This window comes from uncultured Alcanivorax sp., assembly GCF_947258575.1.
Lineage (GTDB): Bacteria > Pseudomonadota > Gammaproteobacteria > Pseudomonadales > Alcanivoracaceae > Alcanivorax.
Window position 1 is genome coordinate 281,653 of sequence record NZ_CAMYIV010000010.1, and the last position, 19,161, is coordinate 300,813.

22 protein-coding genes are annotated in these 19,161 nt (G+C 58.3%); 15 read left to right on the top strand and 7 right to left on the bottom strand.

The genetic code is table 11. The annotated features are described in order from the left end of the window. The first annotated feature begins 114 nt into the window (after positions 1-114). From purE to Q0Y02_RS11050, 3 genes are all read left to right on the top strand, one after another. On the top strand, positions 115-606 hold the full coding sequence (gene purE / locus Q0Y02_RS11040; RefSeq protein WP_035249853.1) for a 5-(carboxyamino)imidazole ribonucleotide mutase: 492 nt from the start codon (positions 115-117) through the stop codon (positions 604-606). Further along, positions 606-1,712 carry a 5-(carboxyamino)imidazole ribonucleotide synthase gene (locus tag Q0Y02_RS11045; RefSeq protein ID WP_297768034.1) on the top strand — a complete coding sequence of 369 codons (1,107 nt, stop codon included), beginning with the start codon at positions 606-608 and terminating at the stop codon, positions 1,710-1,712. Before purE ends, Q0Y02_RS11045 begins: the two co-directional genes overlap by 1 nt. 106 nt (positions 1,713-1,818) lie before the next feature. Further along, on the top strand, positions 1,819-2,397 hold the full coding sequence (locus tag Q0Y02_RS11050; RefSeq protein ID WP_297768037.1) for a VTT domain-containing protein: 579 nt from the start codon (positions 1,819-1,821) through the stop codon (positions 2,395-2,397). Positions 2,398-2,399: 2 nt separating this feature from the next. Here Q0Y02_RS11050 and Q0Y02_RS11055 read toward each other — a convergent pair whose 3' ends face one another. The 5 genes from Q0Y02_RS11055 to gmk all read right to left on the bottom strand — a co-directional run bounded on the left by Q0Y02_RS11055 (position 2,400) and on the right by gmk (position 6,814). Beyond that, positions 2,400-2,636, bottom strand: coding sequence for a DUF2789 domain-containing protein (locus Q0Y02_RS11055; RefSeq protein WP_297768041.1), 237 nt, complete (start codon positions 2,634-2,636; stop codon positions 2,400-2,402). Positions 2,637-2,784: 148 nt separating this feature from the next. Next, complete coding sequence (locus Q0Y02_RS11060) at positions 2,785-3,171, bottom strand: RidA family protein (RefSeq protein WP_297768044.1); 387 nt, start codon at positions 3,169-3,171, stop codon at positions 2,785-2,787. Positions 3,172-3,482: 311 nt separating this feature from the next. Beyond that, entirely contained in the window at positions 3,483-5,594 is a 2,112-nt protein-coding gene (gene spoT, locus Q0Y02_RS11065) for a bifunctional GTP diphosphokinase/guanosine-3',5'-bis pyrophosphate 3'-pyrophosphohydrolase (protein ID WP_297768048.1), read from the bottom strand. A gap of 189 nt (positions 5,595-5,783) precedes the next feature. Continuing rightward, positions 5,784-6,047, bottom strand: a complete 264-nt coding sequence (gene rpoZ / locus Q0Y02_RS11070; protein ID WP_035249864.1) for a DNA-directed RNA polymerase subunit omega — start codon at positions 6,045-6,047, stop codon at positions 5,784-5,786. 143 nt (positions 6,048-6,190) lie between these two features. Then, a complete protein-coding gene (gene gmk / locus Q0Y02_RS11075) occupies positions 6,191-6,814 on the bottom strand; it encodes a guanylate kinase (RefSeq protein WP_297768052.1) in 624 nt (207 codons plus the stop codon). Positions 6,815-6,986: 172 nt separating this feature from the next. Here gmk and ilvD point away from each other — a divergent pair, with 172 nt between their 5' ends. The 7 genes from ilvD (at position 6,987) to Q0Y02_RS11110 (ending at position 14,162) form a co-directional block, all read left to right on the top strand. Then, entirely contained in the window at positions 6,987-8,672 is a 1,686-nt protein-coding gene (gene ilvD / locus Q0Y02_RS11080; protein ID WP_297768055.1) for a dihydroxy-acid dehydratase, read from the top strand. 142 nt (positions 8,673-8,814) lie between these two features. After that, positions 8,815-9,804 carry a N(2)-acetyl-L-2,4-diaminobutanoate deacetylase DoeB gene (gene doeB, locus Q0Y02_RS11085; RefSeq protein WP_297768104.1) on the top strand — a complete coding sequence of 330 codons (990 nt, stop codon included), beginning with the start codon at positions 8,815-8,817 and terminating at the stop codon, positions 9,802-9,804. A 111-nt stretch (positions 9,805-9,915) separates the two neighbouring features. Continuing rightward, positions 9,916-11,343: a Glu/Leu/Phe/Val dehydrogenase gene (locus Q0Y02_RS11090; RefSeq protein ID WP_297768058.1), complete on the top strand. Its 1,428-nt coding sequence runs from the start codon at positions 9,916-9,918 to the stop codon at positions 11,341-11,343. A 333-nt stretch (positions 11,344-11,676) separates the two neighbouring features. After that, positions 11,677-12,051 carry a type II toxin-antitoxin system RelE/ParE family toxin gene (locus tag Q0Y02_RS11095; protein WP_063509005.1) on the top strand — a complete coding sequence of 125 codons (375 nt, stop codon included), beginning with the start codon at positions 11,677-11,679 and terminating at the stop codon, positions 12,049-12,051. Beyond that, positions 12,044-12,349, top strand: coding sequence for a DNA-binding transcriptional regulator (locus tag Q0Y02_RS11100; RefSeq protein ID WP_039926534.1), 306 nt, complete (start codon positions 12,044-12,046; stop codon positions 12,347-12,349). Before Q0Y02_RS11095 ends, Q0Y02_RS11100 begins: the two co-directional genes overlap by 8 nt. Before the next feature lie 255 nt (positions 12,350-12,604). Next, on the top strand, positions 12,605-12,895 hold the full coding sequence (locus Q0Y02_RS11105) for a helix-turn-helix transcriptional regulator (RefSeq protein ID WP_297768064.1): 291 nt from the start codon (positions 12,605-12,607) through the stop codon (positions 12,893-12,895). Beyond that, entirely contained in the window at positions 12,885-14,162 is a 1,278-nt protein-coding gene (locus Q0Y02_RS11110) for a type II toxin-antitoxin system HipA family toxin (protein WP_297768066.1), read from the top strand. Before Q0Y02_RS11105 ends, Q0Y02_RS11110 begins: the two co-directional genes overlap by 11 nt. Positions 14,163-14,214: 52 nt before the next feature. Here Q0Y02_RS11110 and Q0Y02_RS11115 read toward each other — a convergent pair whose 3' ends face one another. Next, positions 14,215-14,949, bottom strand: coding sequence for a hypothetical protein (locus Q0Y02_RS11115; RefSeq protein WP_146026884.1), 735 nt, complete (start codon positions 14,947-14,949; stop codon positions 14,215-14,217). Positions 14,950-15,249: 300 nt separating this feature from the next. Here Q0Y02_RS11115 and Q0Y02_RS11120 point away from each other — a divergent pair, with 300 nt between their 5' ends. From Q0Y02_RS11120 to Q0Y02_RS11140, 5 genes are all read left to right on the top strand, one after another. Further along, complete coding sequence (locus tag Q0Y02_RS11120) at positions 15,250-16,596, top strand: hypothetical protein (protein ID WP_297768070.1); 1,347 nt, start codon at positions 15,250-15,252, stop codon at positions 16,594-16,596. Positions 16,597-16,821: 225 nt separating this feature from the next. Continuing rightward, the gene (locus tag Q0Y02_RS11125; protein WP_035249889.1) at positions 16,822-17,535 is read left to right on the top strand and encodes an inovirus Gp2 family protein; all 714 of its coding nucleotides are present in this window, start codon (positions 16,822-16,824) and stop codon (positions 17,533-17,535) included. A gap of 79 nt (positions 17,536-17,614) precedes the next feature. Beyond that, entirely contained in the window at positions 17,615-17,803 is a 189-nt protein-coding gene (locus Q0Y02_RS11130) for an AlpA family transcriptional regulator (protein WP_035249891.1), read from the top strand. Between the two features lie 63 nt (positions 17,804-17,866). Beyond that, entirely contained in the window at positions 17,867-18,190 is a 324-nt protein-coding gene (locus Q0Y02_RS11135; RefSeq protein ID WP_035249893.1) for a type II toxin-antitoxin system PrlF family antitoxin, read from the top strand. Next, positions 18,187-18,717, top strand: coding sequence for a type II toxin-antitoxin system YhaV family toxin (locus Q0Y02_RS11140; RefSeq protein ID WP_052043065.1), 531 nt, complete (start codon positions 18,187-18,189; stop codon positions 18,715-18,717). Before Q0Y02_RS11135 ends, Q0Y02_RS11140 begins: the two co-directional genes overlap by 4 nt. 130 nt (positions 18,718-18,847) lie before the next feature. Here the strand turns inward: Q0Y02_RS11140 and Q0Y02_RS11145 are convergent. After that, positions 18,848-19,161: hypothetical protein (locus Q0Y02_RS11145; protein ID WP_297768080.1), on the bottom strand; the 314-nt coding region annotated here is incomplete at its 5' end.

Consider the following 19,161-nt stretch of genomic DNA (forward strand, 5'->3'; position numbering starts at 1 on the left):
CTCTAAAGCGGACTTGCCTCCCGCGCACGCGCTAGTAAAGTGTGCGCCTCAATTTTTTCTGTGGCGGGCCCTGGGTCCGCAAAAGCCCGTGGTGGGCGCGATGGAGTGAAGCGAATGAGCACACCGGTTGCCGTGGTAATGGGCTCCCAGTCCGATTGGGAAACCATGAAAGAAGCCTGTGACGCCCTGACCCAGTTCGGTGTGGGCTGGAAGGCGGAAGTGGTGTCTGCCCACCGGACCCCCCAGCGCATGTATGACTTCGCCAAAAGCGCCCACGACAATGGCTATCAGGTAATCATTGCCGGCGCCGGTGGCGCCGCTCACCTGCCCGGCATGATTGCGTCCCTGACTCCGCTGCCGGTGCTGGGCGTGCCGGTGAAAAGCCGCACCCTGTCCGGCTGGGACAGCCTGCTGTCCATCGTGCAGATGCCCAAGGGCGTGGCCGTGGGCACCCTGGCCATCGGCGCCGCCGGCGCCTGGAATGCGGGCCTGCTGGCGGCGCAGATGCTGGCCGCCGGCAACCCGGAGCAGTTGCAGAAGATCGCCGACTGGAAAGCGTCCCGTGCCGACGATGTGCTGGCCAACGCCGAGCTGGGTGAAGGCTGATGAATCGTGTACTCGTTCTCGGTGGTGGCCAGCTCGGCCTGATGATGGCGGAAGCAGCGGCGCGTCTGGGCCTGGTGGTGGATCGTTACGACCCGGAGCGGGCCCTGCTGCTGCCCGGTACCTCGGATCTGGCCGTGCCGATCAGCTGGGAAGAATGCCAGGAACGCTATCCGGTGATCACCGTGGAGCGCGAAGCCTTTCCGGAAGCCGGCCTGTCCGCGGATCTGGCAAAAAGCGACCGTTGTGTGGCGCGCGGCGCGCTTGAGGTGATTCCCGATCGCTTCACCCAGAAAACCATGCTCGACAAGCTGGGCATTCCCACTGCTCCCTGGGTGACCCTGGATCGGCCGGAAGATCTGGCTGCGGCCGTGGAAAAGTTTGGCGGCGTGGTGGTCAAGGCTCGTACCGGCGGTTATGACGGGCGAGGAACCTGGATCATTGGCGAAGGCGGTGATCTGAGTGCGGTGCCTGCCAGCGAGCTGGCTGGCAAGGCCATCATCGAACAGAAAATCCCTTTTCGCCGCGAGTTGTCCATTGTCGGTGCCCGAAGCACCAGCGGCGAAACCCTGTTCTACCCGCTCACCCGCAATTGGCATGTGGACGGCATCCTGCGCCTGAGTCTGGCGCCGGCCAACGCCTGCGCAGAGCTGCAGAAGCCCGCGGAGCAGATGCTCAAGGGCATCATGGAAGAGTTGGACTATGCCGGTGTGATGGCGGTGGAATTCTTCGAAACCGATGGCCAGCTGATGGTCAACGAAATTGCCCCGCGGGTGCACAATTCCGGCCACTGGACCCACGAAGGCGCGGACTGGTCCCAGTTCGACCTGCACGTCCACGCCCTGGCCGGGGTGCCCTTGCACGCGCTGAACGTGCATGGCCCCACTGCCATGGTGAACCTGATCGGCACCCCCTTTGAAAGCGCCTGGTTGCAGCACCCGGGTGTGGTGCACTGGTACGGCAAGGGCGTGCGCCCGGGGCGCAAGCTGGGCCACGCCAATCTGGTGGCGGACAGCCTGGAAGGTCTGCGCGCCGGTCTGGATGCCTGGGCAGATGTGCTGCCGGAGGGCTATCAGGCCGTCCTGGATTCCGAATTGGCGCTGGGGTGAGTTGCAAAAGTTCAACGTGAAACTTGCAACTCCTCCGACCCCTTCACGTTCCCGCTTTCCCCCAATCGGTTACACTGGACCCTGACTTTGAGACAGGAATCCGGATGTGGCCTTGCCGCTTGCCATGACACGTTATCGACGACTGATCCTGCTGGCCGTGGTGCTGGTGACAGTGCTGTTATTGGTAGAACTCACCGGGCTGCGTGAGCAGTTCTCCCTGCCTGCCTTGCGGGCGTTACTGGAAGCCAACCTGGCGGCGGGGGTCCTGCTTTTTGTGTTGGCGTTTGCCATCGGTAACCTGATTCAGTTGCCGGGCTGGCCGTTTCTGGCGGCGGCGATACTGGCCTTGGGTACGGTGGCCGGCGGGCTGGTGACGTATGTGGCGGCCTGCGTATCCTGCCTGGTGACCTTTCAGGTGGTGCAAGGCGTGGGCGGCAGTGCCCTGCGCGATATCGACAAGCCCCTGGCCAGAAAGATTCTCGCCCGCCTGGACCGACACCCGTTACGCAGCGTGGTGTTGCTGCGGCTGCTGTTCCAGACCATGCCCGCCCTGAACTACACCCTGGCATTGAGTGGGGTAAGGCGCCGCGATTATCTGCTTGGCTCGCTGCTTGGCCTGCCGCTCCCGCTGCTGGTGTACTGCTTTTTCTTCGATCGTATCGCCCGGGTGCTGCAACTGGCTTGAGACTAGTGGCGCAGCAGGGCACTCAGGCTGTCCACGGCTTCGGCCCAGTCCGCGTCATCGCGTATGGCATCAGCCAGAAAGCGTGCCTGAGAATCGTTCCAGAACGGCGCCTGATGTAGATGCATGCTGTCTTTCAGGGTGCCGGCGTACTGATGGATGAAGTCTTCGATGGCCGCATCGCTGTTATCCAGGCCAAGCTGGGCAAACAGGGTGGGTAAGTCGTGGGTTGCGGTGTCCATATCGCAGTCCCTCCGGGTCGGATGACGTTATATCCAGATGGTGCGCTTTTGGGGCGCTGTTGTCTTCCCCTTGAGGCGTAGAGATTGGTAACAAAAACGCCCGCGAGTAGCGGGCGTGTTGCATGGTGAATGCGGCCTGTTGCGGCGGTTATGCAATATCCATGATGCCGTCCATTTCCACCCCTGCGCCCTTGGGCAGGGCGGCCACGCCGATGGCGGCCCGAGCGGGATAGGGTTGTTTGAAGTGGCGGGCCATTACCTCGTTGACCAGGGCAAAGTGGCTCAGATCGGTGAGGAAAATATTCAGTTTGACGATGTCCTGCAGGGTGCCGCCGGCGGCTTCGCAGACGGCGGTCAGGTTGCTGAATACCTGTTCGATCTGCGCTTCCATATCCCCGTCCACCAACTCCATGGTGTCAGGAACCAACGGAATCTGGCCGGACAGGTAAACGGTGGCGCCTGCCTTGATGGCCTGGGAATAGGTGCCAATGGCTTGAGGCGCCTTGTCGGTGCTGATAACGGAATGGTTGGACATGGTCGGTTCTTCACTTGGTTGAGCTGTCAGCGCCGCAGCGCTGGCAGGCGGAAATCAGGAAAGGCGCTATGCTTGCACGCAGCAGGCCCGCACGCAACATGGGAGGTTCCTCCCTGTTTGTAGGAGCGTCGCTGGCGGCGCGATAACGACCCTCTGGAAAGATCGATTTACCACAGAGGACACAGAGCTCACTGAGAAAAAGAAGGGGTTTCTCTCTGTCTCAGTGCCCTCTGTGGTGACAATGCTGTTGATCCGGGTTGGGTTTATCGCGCCGCGAGCGGCGCTCCTACGAGGCGACGGGTGGCGTGCTATTAAAGCCGGTGAATGCGGACGATGCTGTCCAGCGTGCGTAGCTTCTTGATGATGCGGGCCAGGTGGATGCGGTCTTTTACCGTCATGGTCACGTTGAGGGAGGTGAGCGTCGGGTCCTTCTCCGCCATGTCGATGGTGTCGATGTTGGAGCCCAGTTCGGAAACGCTGTTGGCCAGGGTAGCCAGCACGCCGCGCTTGTTGATCAGCTCGATGCGCAGGGCGGCGGTGAACTCCTGCTCGACCTGTTTATCCCAGCTCAGGGCGATGCATTTTTCCGGGGCGTTGCGCATTTCCGCCAGCAGGTTCTTGCAGGTGTCCCGGTGGACCACGATGCCGCGGCCGGCGCTCAGGTGGCCGATGATGGTATCGCCGGGCAGCGGCAGGCAGCACTTGGCATAGCTGACCATCAGGCCTTCGCTGCCGCGGATGGCCAGCGGGCGGCGGTCGTCTTCGTGCTGGCGTTCGTCGTCATCGCGGGCGCCGGCCAGTTTGCGGGCCACCAGCGGTGCCAGGCGGTTGCCCATGCCGATATCTTCCAGCAGGTCGTCCAGTTCCACGTAGCCGTTGCCGGCCAGCTCGCTCACCACCCGCTCGATGGGCAGCTCGTCCATGCCGATGTCATAGGAATGCAGGGCCTTTTCCAGTAGCCGTTCGCCCAGCTCCACCGCGTCTTCACGACGCTGGTGCTTGAGGAAGTGGCGAATGTTGGTGCGGGCCTTGCCGGTGACCACGAAGTTGAGCCAGGCCGGGTTGGGGGTGGCATTAGGGGCGGTGATGATTTTTACCGTCTGGCCGGATTCCAGGGGCGTGGAAAGTGCCGCCAGTTTGCCGTCGATACGGGCTGCCACGCACTGATTGCCCACCTTGGTATGCACCGCATAGGCAAAGTCCACCGCGGTGGCGCCGCCGGGCAGCTCCTTGATGTCGCCCTTGGGGGTGAACACGTAGGCCTCGTCCGGGAACAGGTCCACCTTTACGTTCTCGATGAACTCCATGGAGTTGCCGGCTTTCTGTTGTAGCTCAAGCAGCCGCTGCATCCAGCTTTGGGTGCGGCTGTGGGTGGGTGAGCCGGGCTCGTCCTCGGCCTTGTACAGCCAGTGGGCGGCGATGCCGTTGTTGGCCATGGCCTCCATTTCCTCGGTGCGGATCTGCATTTCCAGGGGAATGCCGGAGCGCGCCTTGAGGGTGGTATGCAGGGACTGGTAGCCGTTGGCCTTGGGAATGGCGATGTAGTCCTTGAAGCGGCCGGGGATCGGGGTGAAGTAGTTGTGCACCGCACCCAGCACCCGGTAACAGGTATCCACCCGGTCGACGATGATGCGGAAGCCGAATACATCCATGATGTCGGCGAACGGTTTGTGTTGTTCCTTCATCTTGGTGTAAATGCTGTACAGATGCTTCTCGCGGCCCAGCACCCGGGCTTCGATGCCTTCTTCTTCCAGGCAGTGTTCCAGGCTGGCCTTGATGGTGGTGAGGATTTCCTTGCGGTTGCCACGGGCCTTTTTTACCGCCTGGCCGATCAGGCGGGCACGCATGGGATAGATGGCGTGGAAGGCAAGATCCTCGTATTCCACCCGCATGTTGTACATGCCCAAGCGGAAGGCGATGGGGGCGTACAGTTCCAGGGTTTCGGTGGCGATGCGGCGGCGTTTTTCCGCGCGCATCACATGCAGCGTGCGCATGTTGTGCAGGCGGTCGGCCAGCTTGATCAGGATGACGCGGATGTCCCGGGTCATGGCCAGCATCATCTTGCGCAGGTTTTCCGCCTGTTGCTCCGCCTTGGACTCGAACTTGATCTGGGCGATCTTGGAGACGCCATCCACCAGCTCGGCGACTTCCTCGCTGAATTCCCCGGCCAGCTGTTCCTTGGAGATGCCGGTATCCTCGATCACGTCGTGCAGCATGGCGGCCATCAGTGAAGAGTGGTCCATGTGCATGTCGGTGAGGATGTTGGCCACGGCCAGCGGGTGGGTGATATACGGATCCCCGGTGCGGCGGTACTGCCCCTCGTGCGCTTGCTCGGCAAAATGGTAGGCGCGTACGACCTGGGCGATCTGATCATCGTCCAGATAACTGCGTAACCGTTTTTCCAGGTTATGGATGGTGGGCAAAAGTCCTCGTCACGCCCGGGGCGGAGTAATGATTAGGGATTAACCTTAGCTTAGATTTGAGGGCGAGGTTTGTCTATGACAAGCGCGATAGTCACGGGCAATCAGTTTTGTGGCAGGTGCCGGAAAGGAAAAGCAGAAGAGAGGGGAAATGCAGGCAAGCGCCCGGGCGGGCACTTGCCGGAAACAGTGTTACTCGCCGAAAGACTGGGTCAGCAGAGCCAGCTCGTCTACGTCGGCGCTGCGGTCAGCAATCGGGTTGTCCACGGATTCCGCGGTCACGTGACCTTCGGCGATTTCGCGCAGGGCGACCACGGTGGGCTTGTCGTTTTCCCAGGCCACGCGGGGCTCTTTGCCGCCAGTCTGCAATTGACGGGAGCGCTTGCCGGCAACCAGTACCAGCTCAAAGCGGTTGTCCAGTTTTTCCAGGCAGTCTTCAACGGTTACACGGGCCATGCTGTTCTCCTACAGGGTGGCGGTGCCGAAGTCGGCAGCGCCTGAAATTCGCAATGGGCGATTTTACTGGTGAATCGGTGACCAGTCCAGCACAAGGGCCTGCCGCGGGGCGGAAAGGCGGGCAATGGCCCTGTTTCGCCGGGTTATCGCTGGGCGAGCAGGTTGCTCAGGGTGTCGGCCAGCCGCGCGGACTGACGGGCGGTGATCAGTCGACGGGCTTCCAGGATGGCTTCCAGTTCGTAGAGCGCGCGCTGGAAGTCGTCGTTTACCACCAGATAGTCGAATTCGCCGTAATGGCTCATCTCGTCCTGGGCGCCGTCCAGACGTTGCTGGATCACCGTCTCGTCGTCGGTGTCACGGCCACGCAGGCGTTCGGCCAGAGTTTCCAGAGAGGGTGGCAGAATAAAGATGCTCACCGAGTCTGGCAGCTGCTTGCGGATCTGCGTGGCACCCTGCCAATCGATTTCCAGAATTACATCTTCGCCGCTGCGCAGGGTCTGGGCTACCCAGTCGGCACTGGTGCCGTAGAGGTTGCCAAAGACTTCGGCATGCTCCAGGAATCGCCCCTGTTCCACTTTCTGGACAAAGCTGTTGCGGTCGGTGAAGTGATAGTTCACCCCGTCTTCCTCACCGGCACGCATGGCGCGGGTGGTATGGGAGACGGAGATGCGCACCTGCTCCAGCTTGTCGACCAACGCCGCCACCAGGCTGGTCTTGCCGGCGCCGGACGGGGCGGAAATGATATACAGCGTGCCTTTGTCGGCCATAGTGAGGACGGTCCTGTTCGCGATCCCGGTAAAGCGCGCATTATAGGCGTAAAGGGGGCGGCACGTCATATGCGACTCGATGCCGGGGCCATGGCAGGGTACCGTATGCAATGCTGTGACGAGCCCGCCACGAATGAGTCGGACACTTCCCGGCACCGGACAAGGAGAGATTATGAGTGATATCCAGGACGACCCGCGCCGTCGTCATTCATCGAAGGTGGTAGATGGCCCGGGCAAGTCGGCCGGCCGAGCCATGCTGAGGGCGGTGGGCTTTACCGATGAGGATTTTCGCAAGCCCCAAGTGGGTATTGCTTCCACCTGGAGCCAGGTGACCCCCTGTAACAGCCATATCGGCGAACTGGCAGAGCGGGCCTGTGAAGGCGCTGACGGTGCCGGCGGTAAAGGGGTGATATTCAATACCATCACCATTTCCGATGGTATCGCCAATGGCACCGAGGGGATGAAGTATTCGCTGGTGTCCCGCGAGGTGATTGCCGATTCCATCGAGACGGTGGCCGGCTGCGAAGGCTTTGATGGCTTGGTAGCCATTGGCGGTTGCGACAAGAACATGCCCGGCTGTCTGATCGGCCTGGCCCGGCTCGACCGTCCCAGTGTGTTTGTCTACGGCGGCACCATCCTGCCCGGCAAGGGTCACACCGATATCGTCTCCGTGTTCGAGGCCATGGGCGCCCATTCCCGTGGTGACATGGACCTGATTGAGCTCAAGCAGATTGAAGAAACCGCCATCCCCGGTCCCGGCTCCTGCGGTGGCATGTACACCGCCAATACCATGGCCTCGGCCATTGAGGCGCTGGGCATGAGTCTGCCGGGCAGCTCGGCGCAGAATGCGGTGTCCGAGGAAAAGCAGGAAGACTGCGTGCGAGCCGGTGCAGCGGTATTGCACCTGCTGGAGAAGGACATCAAGCCCTCCGACATCATGACGCGCGAGGCCTTTGAAAATGCCATCACCATCGTGATCGCCCTGGGCGGTTCCACCAATGCGGTGCTGCACCTGCTCGGTATGGCGCGCACGGTGGGGGTGGCGTTGTCACTGGACGACTTCACGGAAATCGGCAAGCGGGTACCGGTGCTGGCGGACCTGCGTCCCAGCGGCCAGTACATGATGAGCGAGCTGGTGGCCATCGGTGGCATTCAGCCGCTAATGAAAATCTTGCTGGAGGCCGGCCTGCTGCACGGTGATTGCCTGACCGTCACCGGTCGCACCCTGGCGGAGAACCTGGCCGGGGTGGCGCCGTATCCATCGGAGCAGGACATCATTGCGCCGCTGTCCGCACCGCTGAAAGCGGAAAGTCACCTGCGCATTCTCTACGGCAACCTGGCCCCGGAGGGCGCGGTGGCCAAGATCACCGGCAAGGAAGGCACCCACTTTTCCGGCTCGGCGCGGGTGTTCGGTTCGGAAGAGGAGGCCCAGGCGCGCATCAATGACGGCACCGTGGTTGCCGGCGATGTGGTGGTGATCCGCTATGAGGGCCCCCGCGGCGGCCCGGGCATGCGCGAAATGCTCACCCCCACGTCGGCGATCATGGGGCGGGGTCTGGGCAACGATGTGGCCCTGATCACCGACGGGCGTTTTTCCGGCGGCAGCCATGGTTTCGTGGTGGGCCATGTCACCCCGGAAGCGTTCGACGGCGGCCCGTTGGCACTACTGGAAGACGGCGACCGCATCACCATTGATGCGGAGGCTAACAGCCTCACGGTGGATCTGTCCGATGAGGAGCTGGCTCGGCGACGAGCCAACTGGCAGCAACCGCCGCCGCGTTATACCCGTGGTGTGCTGGCAAAATATGCGCGCCTGGTTGGCTCCGCCAGCGAGGGGGCGGTGACCGACGACTTCTGAGCCGGAAGGTCCCGGCTTCCGGTATCGCTGACGGCGCGAAATTGCACTGTTCGCGATCCCGGCAAAGCGCGCATCATAGAGAGTCACCGGGGGCGTGACAGACGCCCCCGCCACCATTCTCAGCCCCGGACCCGATGCCGTTATGCAAGACAGCCCCATCACCGCCACCGTGGACTTCGACCGGGACGGCGTTCAGCACGGTTTTCTCAAACTGCCTCATTCCCACGACGGCTCCGCCTGGGGCAATGTGATGATCCCGATCACCGTGGTTCGCAACGGCGAGGGGCCCACCGCGCTGCTCTCCGGCGGCAATCACGGTGACGAGTACGAAGGCATCACCGCCCTGCTCAAGCTGGCTAATCGTCTGCAACCCGAAGACATTCGTGGGCGGGTGATTATCGTGCCCATGCTGAATCATCCCGCGGTGCTCAACGGCACCCGCACCTCGCCCCTGGATGGCGGCAATCTGAACCGGGCCTTTCCCGGTAATCCTGCGGGCACCCTGACGGAAAAGATCGCCGATTACCTCACCCGCTACCTGGTGCCGCTGTGTGATCTGGCGCTGGATATCCACTCCGGTGGCCGCACCCTGGATCTGTTGCCCTTTGCCGCCACCCACCGCATGGCGGACCGGGAGTTCGAGGCTCGTTGCCTTGCCGCCGCCACCGCCTTCGGTGCGCCCTACACGCTGTTCATGGCAGAGCTGGAAGGCGATGTGCTTTACGACAGCGTGGTAGAGGGGGGTGGCAAGGTGTTTGTCAGCACGGAACTGCGCGGCGGCGGCACCACCACGCCCGAGACTGTGGCGCTGGCGGAACAGGGGGTGGAGAACCTGCTGCGGTTTGCCGGCATCCTGCCCGGCGATCCGGAGGTAGTGGCCTCGCAGGCCCTGGAGATTCCCGGCAGTGAGTATTACCGGGTCAGCGAACATCGTGGCCTGCTGGAATTTGCCGTGGCTTTGGGTGATGCCGTGCGCGCCGGTGAGGTGCTGGCCCGGGTGCATTCCCTGGAACGTACCGGTGAGCCCCCGGTGGAGTATTGCGCTCCCTGTGATGGTCTGTTGATCGGACGCCGGCATCCGGCGTTGGTGAATGTGGGGGACACCTTTGCGGTGCTGGCTGTGCCGCGTTGACTGGCACTTCCGTGCACGTTAACAGGGCATAACAAAGCACAAACACCCTTGCTGTGAAAGCGCTGCTAATGTTCAAGTCCTATCAAGAATAACAGGACTGACGGAGCAGCCATGAGCGATACCAAGTATGCCCAGAAGGGTATGTCATTTCGGGAAAGCGTTGAACACATGGTCGACCATGCCATCGGCATCATGGGTCTTGATGCCGGCATGGGCAATGCCATGAAGGTGTGCCAGAGCGTGGTGCAGGTGTCCTTTCCGGTGGAGATCAACGGCAAGGCGGAGATCTTCACCGGCTGGCGCGCCACCCACAGTGATCACCGGCTGCCTTCCAAGGGCGGTATCCGTTACGCCCCGATTGTGGATCAGGATGAAGTGGAGGCGTTGGCGGCGCTGATGACCTACAAGTGCGCCATCGTCGATGTGCCTTTCGGCGGCTCCAAGGGCGGGCTGGTGATCGACCCGAAAAAATACCAGCGCCACCAGCTGGAAGCCATCACCCGCCGCTTTGCCCGTGAGCTGATCAACAAGGGCTACCTGAGTCCCTCCCAGAATGTGCCGGCCCCGGATATGGGCACCGGTCCCCAGGAAATGGGCTGGATGGTGGACACCTACAAGCAGATGTTCCCCAACGACATCAATTATATGGGTGCGCTGACCGGCAAGCCGGTGGAGCACGGTGGCGTGCGTGGCCGAAATGAGGCCACCGGTCGGGGCGTGCAATACGCGCTACGCGAGCTGTTCCGTCACCCGGAAGAAATCAAGCGTGCCGGACTCTCCGGTTCACTCTCCGGAAAACGAGTCATTGTCCAGGGGTTGGGGAACGTGGGTTATCACGCGGCCCACTTCCTGGAAACCGAGGATGACTGCCTTATCACGGCGATCATCGAGCGTGATGGCGCCCTCATTAATGAAGACGGGCTGAATGTGGGCGCGGTGCGTCAGCATATTGTCGAAAGCGGCGGGGTGAAGGGCTTCCCCGGGGCCGAGTATCTGGAAGATGGCATCAAGGCCCTGGAAAGAGAGTGCGATATTCTCATCCCGGCGGCCCTGGAAGGGGTCATCACCACGGAAAACGCGCCACGCATTCAGGCCAGTCTGATCGCGGAAGCGGCCAACGGTCCGGTCACCTTTGAAGCCGACCGGATTCTCCGCGAAAAGGGCGTGGAAATCATTCCCGATGCCTACTGCAATGCGGGTGGCGTGATCGTTTCCTACTTCGAATGGATTCGTAACCTGAACCATGTGCGTTTCGGGCGCCTGGACAAACGTTTCCACGAAGCCCGCGGTCAGCATGTGATTGATGCCATTGAACAGGCCACCGATACCAAGGTGCCTGAGCATATCGTCAAGAAGCTGGCCCGTGGCGCCGACGAGTTCGACCTGGTGCGCTCGGGCCTGGATGATTCCATGCGTCTGGCCCTGCAGGAAATCATCCGTACCCGTAACGAGAATCCGAAAATTGACGATTATCGGATGGCGGCCTATGTGATTGCCATTGAGAAAGTATCCCGGCATTACCGGGATATCGGCTTCTGAAAAAGAAGCGGCGCGCGGGGCTTATTCGATATTCTGGATCTTCTTGTTGGTTAAAAATTAAAAATATTTTAAAATCAGTATCTTATTGTGCTATTTGCATGGTGATTTTTGCTTTGCCCACCATGCTGCCCACCACTTTTAAGCCCTTGATTTAGCTTAATGAGCAAATGCGCGGCGCCTTTTTGTCTGCGCGCAACTGGTCAAAATTTAACCGATTTTTTAGGTTTATGAGGAGGGTTCTCTGCCCCTGCTGTTGCTACTAGAGTGATGATTGTGGCGTGGTTGTCTATGGCACTAGGTGCTATACTTTGACGAGGCTGGCAAGGGCATGAGATGCGGATATTCAAGAACAGGCCATTCAGTAAGTGGGCATCAAAAGAGGGCTTGAATGACGCCTTGCTGCTTGCGGCGGTTGATGAAATGGAGCGTGGCCTGATTGATGCGAATTTGGGTGGCCATGTGGTGAAAAAACGTGTGGCTGTCGGTGGCCAAGGCAAAAGCGGAGGGATGAGGACCCTGCTGGCGTACAGGGTTGGTGATAAGGCCTTCTTTGTTTATGGCTTCGCTAAAAGCGCACGCGCGAATATCTCTGCTGATGAGCTGAGGGCCTTGAAATATTTGGCAAAAGAGCTGCTGAGCTATAGCGATAGGGCATTGGCCAAAGCGATAAAGAGTGGTGCGTTAATTGAGGTGAAGAGCGATGAGTAAGTCAATACTGGACGCAGTGCATGAATCGGCGAAAGATCTGCACGAAGCGGGGGTAATGAAAGAGGCGACTCTCCGTGAGTTCGATGCGCTCTGTCTGCCGCCTGTGAAAGAGTATACGGCGGTGCAGATCAGGCGTATCCGCACTCGAAATCGCGCCAGCCAAGGCGTGTTTGCTGCCTATCTGAATACCAGTGTGTCCACGGTGCAGAAGTGGGAGCAAGGCCAGAAAAAGCCGAATGGCCCTTCGCTAAAGCTGCTGAATCTGGTGGCGGAAAAGGGGCTGGAAGTGCTGGCCTGAGTGGCTTGTGTGGGGCGCTCTGGTTACTTGATGCCGAGCGTCCTCCAGCGTCCGTGTTGTCTGCGTAAAACCCATCAGCCCCTTTGCCACTGCCTTCATCGGGCGTAATGCCTCTACAGCTAGCTTATGGCTCCAAGATTCTGGGTCGCAGCAATACTTGGCAGTCGGGATAGGGGGGGTATGAAAAGACATAATAGTGTCTATTTTTTGTTTTTGTGCAATAATTGGACATCATTGTGTCTGATTTGGAATGATATGACACCGTCCCTGATTGACGATGCCGATGTCCAGCAGGCATTTGCCGCCCATCTGCGACATTTGCGCAAGCAGGCCAAGCTGTCTCGCGATGCGCTGGCTGAGCGTAGTGGGGTGCCTGCCTCCACCATCAAGAAATTCGAGCTCACCGGCCAGATCTCGTTCCGGCAGTTGCTATTCCTCTGGCAGAGTCTGGACGATTTGCGTCGCCTGTACGCGCTAACTCGTCGCTCCCTTGATCAAGTGGAGATACCATCCAGTATCGATGAGGTGTTGAGCGATGACCTTTAAGCCGGTCCGTAAGCTCACGGTGACCCGCACGCTGGCAACGGGGCAGGCAGTGACGGTTGGCGTGCTGGCGCAGAACCGGCAGGGCGTCTTCTTTCAGTACGATGCCGATTATCTCGGGCGCTTCGGGAACCTGTCGCCCTTTGGCCTGAAGGCAACCACTGAGCTGCAGCTTGCTCCCAAAAGGCCGCATTCCGGCCTGCATGGCCTGTTCGGCGATAGTCTGCCTGATGGCTGGGGTTCCTTGCTGCAAGACCGTGTGTTCCGTCAGCATGGTATTCTCCCTGCCCAGATCACCGCCATGGATCGCCTGGCGTTTGTCGGGGCTTCCGGGATGGGGGCCCTGTCATTCTCGCCGACCTCGGAATACCGGCTTGCCTCAACCGGCGACATCGACCTGGCGACGCTGGGTATGGAGGCACAGGCGTTTTTTGACGGTCAGACGGAAGAGGTGCTGGCGGATCTGGTGGCAGCAGGCAGCTCCGGTGGCGCCAGACCCAAGGCGCAGCTCTACATCTCCCCGGATGAGCCAGATCGCTGCCGCACGGTGGCGAGGCCAGGCGATGAGGCCTGGCTGGTCAAGTTTACCTCCCGGAATCTGCCCCTCGGCCATGAAGAAGGGCTCTGTGAGGCGGTTTATCTGCACCTGGCCGGAAAGCTGGGGCTGGAGCCGCCTGAGTGGCGATTGTTTGAGGCGCCAGAGCAAAGTGGTGCCCGTGCCTGGCTTGGGGTAAAGCGGTTCGATTGGGTAAGCCATCCCCAAAAGGCAGGTCGACTCCATATGCACAGTGCCTGTGGCTTGCTGGATGCGGATTTCCGGACGCCCAGCCTGGACTACGAAGATCTGATCAAGGCCAGCCGCCATCTTTGCCGGTCGCCAGCGGTCGGCAAGCTGCAGTTCCGCAGAGCCATGTTCAACCTGTTTGCCTGCAACCAGGACGACCACAGCAAGAACTGGGCTTTCCTGCAGGATGATGCCGGCGACTGGGTGCCTGCCCCTTTCTACGATGTGACCTTTAGCCCTCACCCATACCAGGAGCATGCCACTGCCTATGCCGGTTTCGGCAAGAATCCGCCGCTGAAAGCCATCCAAGCGCTGGCGGCGCGGGCGGGCTACGCCAAATGGGAGCAGGCCCAGCGCGATATTGAGGAGATCGTGACTTTTCTCGCTGATTTCGCTGTCGTTGCCAGAGATTTCGGAGTGGATAGTGGTGTTGCTGAGCTGATTGACCGGCAGCTTGCTGGTTTGAGGGATGGGTATGGAGGTTAAGCCTGCCCTCTACTCAAGAGGGGCTGAGACCAGGTGCTGTGGCTGTTCCTTCTCAGGTTTTCTGTGGTCTGGGTCCTTGATTGGTGCTGCTGTGGTTCTCGGCTTGAGCAAGTGAGGCCGTCGCTTTTAACTGCTTGCGGAAGTAGTCGAGCAGAGACTGGTGTCTGTGCAGGGCTTCTTGTTTCTCATCTGGTGTTAGCTCAAGGCTTTCCTCTGCTTGTATGTTAAGGGCGACCTCAAGCTCGACCAGTCTAAACAATATATTGCTCATCTCTTTCTGGGTTTCCGAGAGCTCCGCCTGGAGCTCTTCATTATGAAATATCAGCTTCGAGCGTTCCTTCTGCAGGTGGTCGAGTTTGCCTGCGGCGGACTCTTCGTGACGCTGAATATGCTCCTGAATCGCGTTCTGGATTGCTGCATTCCTGTCTTTGAAATAGCCGACTTCCTCCTTGATTAATCTCTCAACAGTTTCGGAAACACTTGTTCTCTTGGAGAGGTTGGCAAGCTGTCTTTTCACGCGTGGACTGAGCCTGACTTGGACCACCTGGTTTCCGTGCTTTTTGTCTGATTTGTATCTTCTCCATGCGGCCTTGAGGTTCATGAGCTCCTTCTGGCTGCTGCTATTGATGATCAAATAATGAGCGGCATCGAGGAGCGCTGGGCGAAGGTTATATGGGTTTAAAACCTGGATGGGCGCGCCTTTTCGTCTCAAGTGCTGCTCCAGCCAAGTCAGCATTTCTTGATCATTCGTGAGCCAATCCTCTAGAGGTATTTCTGACCTTGCCATGCTGAAAACCCCGAAAAATTAAATAGTACGAGTAAGACGTATTATAGACGTATATTCGTACTGCTAAAAACATGCCATCTGGTATAATTACGACAAATAGAAAGAGATGACATATTTCGGGGGGGTTGCGTGCTTGGGTTGCTAGGAACATCAGCGGAATTTGATCGGCGGAATGGTCTCGCGTCTATTGCAGGGCCAACCCGTTACTTCTTGTATCGGCTGCTTTGCGACGATGAGGGGCGTGGCGTTGCGTTTACAGTCCAGGACTATGTCGAGCGCTTTAAGCTAAACGACAGGGTGGTGAGTAAAGCAATCCGGGAGTTGTCTGAGAGCGGGGTGTTACAGAAACGATTTGTCGATGGGGGGCTGGGAAAAAGAAGGAGGTGCTTGGAGTTGGAGCCTCAGCTTGAGGAAGCGCTTGCTGGTCTGGAAAGTGAGCAGCCGGTCGTTGAGCTCCGCAGTCTTGCTGAACATGTGTTAACTGCGACAGGAGATGATACAGGCAAACCAGGCCAGAAATGGTTGACTCCCTACAATCGTTTGGTGCTGGCGGCGCTGCTGGTTGGGTCCAATTCAGCGGGCGCAGTATATGGGGTTGGGGGGAGTGATCTGAAGCGCTTGGCGGGCCTGACCGATGACGGATTGAGATCCCAGTTGAGTACGCTGATGCAGCGTGGATACCTTCGAAGCAGGGTTGCAGGAGTAACCGGGAGGTATTTGTTGGGAATGTCGAAAGGCGCATATTTCATTAACCTCGCTCACCCTGACTTTATGGGTATAGGTGGCGCTGCCTGCTTTCTAATCAGGGAGGCCAAACTAAGTAGTAAAGAGAATCGGTACCGTACGGCTTTTGGTATGTACAACGCAGCCAAAGTGATTGGTAGTTTGCAGCAGAAGGAGGCGAGGGAGGCTAATAAATCGGCTAGGTGGAGAGCAGGTGATACGGGAATACTACCTAGCACCCAGACGGCCATGGAATTTGAGAGGGCTTTTACTGCAAGGGGAGAGTTGAGGGCTCCTTGCAACTTGCATGAGAACTTTCGAGATACTCCCCGTGAGAGATTTTCCCGATACCTGCAGATGCTCATCAACCGATATGCCAGCCTGATTGTTAATAGTTGCCTACATCATGGAGGCTGGGATGGTAATGATGAAAATGGAGAGCTTCGGACCGAAATAAGGCAGCATTTGGGTACCAAGGCGGCTCAGGCACCTTTGGCTGTGGTGGATGCGATTGTCTGTGCTTCAATCCACGAGGCAGTCAGGGTATGGGAAGTTTTGGTTTCGGATGCGGAGATCTGGAGGGTGGTCATGTCAGGGGCACGTTGCCTTATACTGCCACTATTTGAAGTGCGGGACGCTCACGTGGTTACTCCTATTGTCTTATCTGGTGAAGGGATTCCTGACGAGATGAGGGGGGAGTGCTGGAAAGTGAGCATGCTGCCTGATCTGGGAAGGCGGCTATATAGGCAATCGTACAGGAGGCATGCGGGGAAAGAGCAAGAGTTAGGTGCTCAGGCCGAATTATGGGGGTTGCGAGGTGTCGGGAAGAGATATCCTCTGAATAAATCACATGGATCCGGCCTGGCTGAAGATGCGAGTTTCAGCAATTTGGTCACCGGAGCCCCTCCCACTGAAGGCGATTGATTTGGTTTAACCTTTGAGTGGGCTGCAGTCTACAGCTCAGAGATGCTGCGGCTCGTTCAGCTTTGTGGAAACGGTAATAGTAATGATAAGGCAGGTTGGCCTCTTGGGTATTTACTGTATATCGTAACTCATTGATAAGTATGACCAAAGCACATAACTTCATTAATAATTACTCGATAGCTACCTCTTATGGAGAATTCCCTCCTCATTTCTTAAGAGGTAATCATGAGAAAGCGTCATCCCGAGAACACCAACCTTACCCTTCACCACTCTGGCCCCTGGAATGGATATGACGTCCAGCTACAGCGGGGACCGCTGTTCATTCCGTATCTGGAAAGAATTCATCAGGCCATGGAGCGAGAGGCAGACCGCCAAGCCAGGACAATGGCCGTAAGGGTGGATCTGAAATTGCCAAGGCACGGCTACATGCGTGATGGCGATCTGTTTGGTTTCTTTATCCAGTCCCTGCAAGCACAGATTGATGCTGATATGGATCGGCGTAGACGAGAGGGGCGCCGAGGGCCTGCTTGCAAGGTTGGCTATGTCTGTGTGAAGGAGACGGCAGATGCCTTCCATCACCATTACCACCTGTGTCTCTTTCTGAATGGAGAGTGCTACCGGGGATTGGGGCGGATGCCAGAGGGGTGCAGGGCCGGAGCTCAGGATTTCGACCCTGACTTGCCGGTAGATCCTGCTGCCGGGGAAGCCGACAGTTTGGCCAAGAAAATCGTACTTGCCTGGTCCAGGGCGCTGGGCTTGAGCATGGAGCAGGCTGTGGGGCTGGTGCACTTCTGTGAAGGCGGAGTGTACTGGGTCAGGCGTGGGTCTATGGAGTGCGATAGCCAGATAGCGGGGCTATTCAATCGTCTTAGCTACTTTGCCAAGCAGGAGACAAAGCAATTCGGAGACGGAAGCCGGAATCTGCGTTGTAGCCGGTAGGAGATGAGAGGCTGGGTGGTCGTCCGCCCAGTCTTATTTTACCAACATGCCGCATCTCATGAGATGAAGGAGATTGCTCATGAGAATCATGCGTTTGAAAGAAGTGATGGATACCACCGGCTTGGGACGGTCCTACATTTACAAGCTGATTGCGGACGGGGTCTTTCCAAAGCCGGTTCCGTTGGGTGCCCGTGCAACGGGATGGGTCTCGGACGAGGTGGAGTCCTGGATTCTGGAGAGAATTGGAGAGAGGGATCAGGCAGGGTGATGTCTTTGGTAATGCGGTTGCATTACCATTTGCGTGTCATCCCCCATAGTGCAGGAGGCGGCCATGGCCACGCTTGAAGTCGAATCCACGCTGACAGATCGGTATCAGACCACCGTGCCGGAAACGGTTCGCCGTGCTCTCAAGCTCAACAAGCGAGACAAAATTCAGTATGTCATCCGCCAGAATGGCGAAGTGGTCTTGACGCGGGCTACCAGCGAAGGCGATGACCCGGCTCTGGGGTCGTTCCTGGATTTCCTGGCGATTGATATCGCCGAGCATCCGGAGCACATCCTTACGGTTGAGGATGCGTTAATGCAGCGTATTCAGTCGCTGACGAAGGGTGTCGAGGTTGATCTGGATGCGCCTTTACAGGAAGACGATGAATGAGTGGGAGGCAATCGACCACTCTAACTATCAGTGGGTGGGCGGTTTACGCTCACCCATTATTTATGGAACAGCTTGAAACCCTGGCAAGACAAGTCGAAAGTCACAAAGAAAAAAATGCCGAGGGGTTCGCCAAGAAAAATGCTACCAAGCGATTGGCTGCGATTGCCAAGTTAGCATTCGAGGTTATCCCGCAGGACCCTGCAAGGCCGGAGTACCGTCAGGGTGGTACGCTTGGCGCTGATCACAAGCACTGGTTCCGCGCGAAGTTTTTTCAGCAATACCGGTTATTCTTTCGTTATCACGCCTCAAGCAAGGTGATTGTCTATGCTTGGGTAAATGATGAGGGCACCAAGCGGGCGTATGAGAGCTCCGATGATGCCTGCCGGGTTTTCCGCAAGATGTTGAAAAGTGGCCACCCTCCCGATGATTGGGATCAGCTTTTGATCGAAGTAAGACGGGATGAGCAGAGTCAGGAAGCCATGCGTTCCCTAGCCGAGCAAGCCCAAAATCAGGACATGGGTTACTGATCTTCTTTGCCGTTGTTTCGAGTTCGCAAATTCTCTTGATGTTGTAGGGTTTTGCCATCCCGAATATGTATAAGAAGAGTTTGTGCACCAACCTGAAGTGGGCTGATCGACTAACTGATTCTGTGGAGAATCAGTCCTTTTTGTAAATGACGGTGACTTTGCCGGCAGGTTTGTTCTTACCTATCTCATAATCAGGGTTGAAAGTGGCGAGGTTATGAGCGGCGATGCCAATCACTGAGGCAAAGCCAGTAACCTGGGTAAAGCCGGTCGGGATAGCGAAGCTGGCTAAGGAGGCCGCTCTGTATTCCGTGTACACGCGGCAACGTAGTCCTTTCTTTTCAATAGCGCCCTCGACTTTGTTTACCACGGAGCTGATGTTCTTGACCGCGACAATTTGAAAGGAAGCTTTCTTGGCAATGAGTTCAGAGAGCTTTTCAGTAGTGA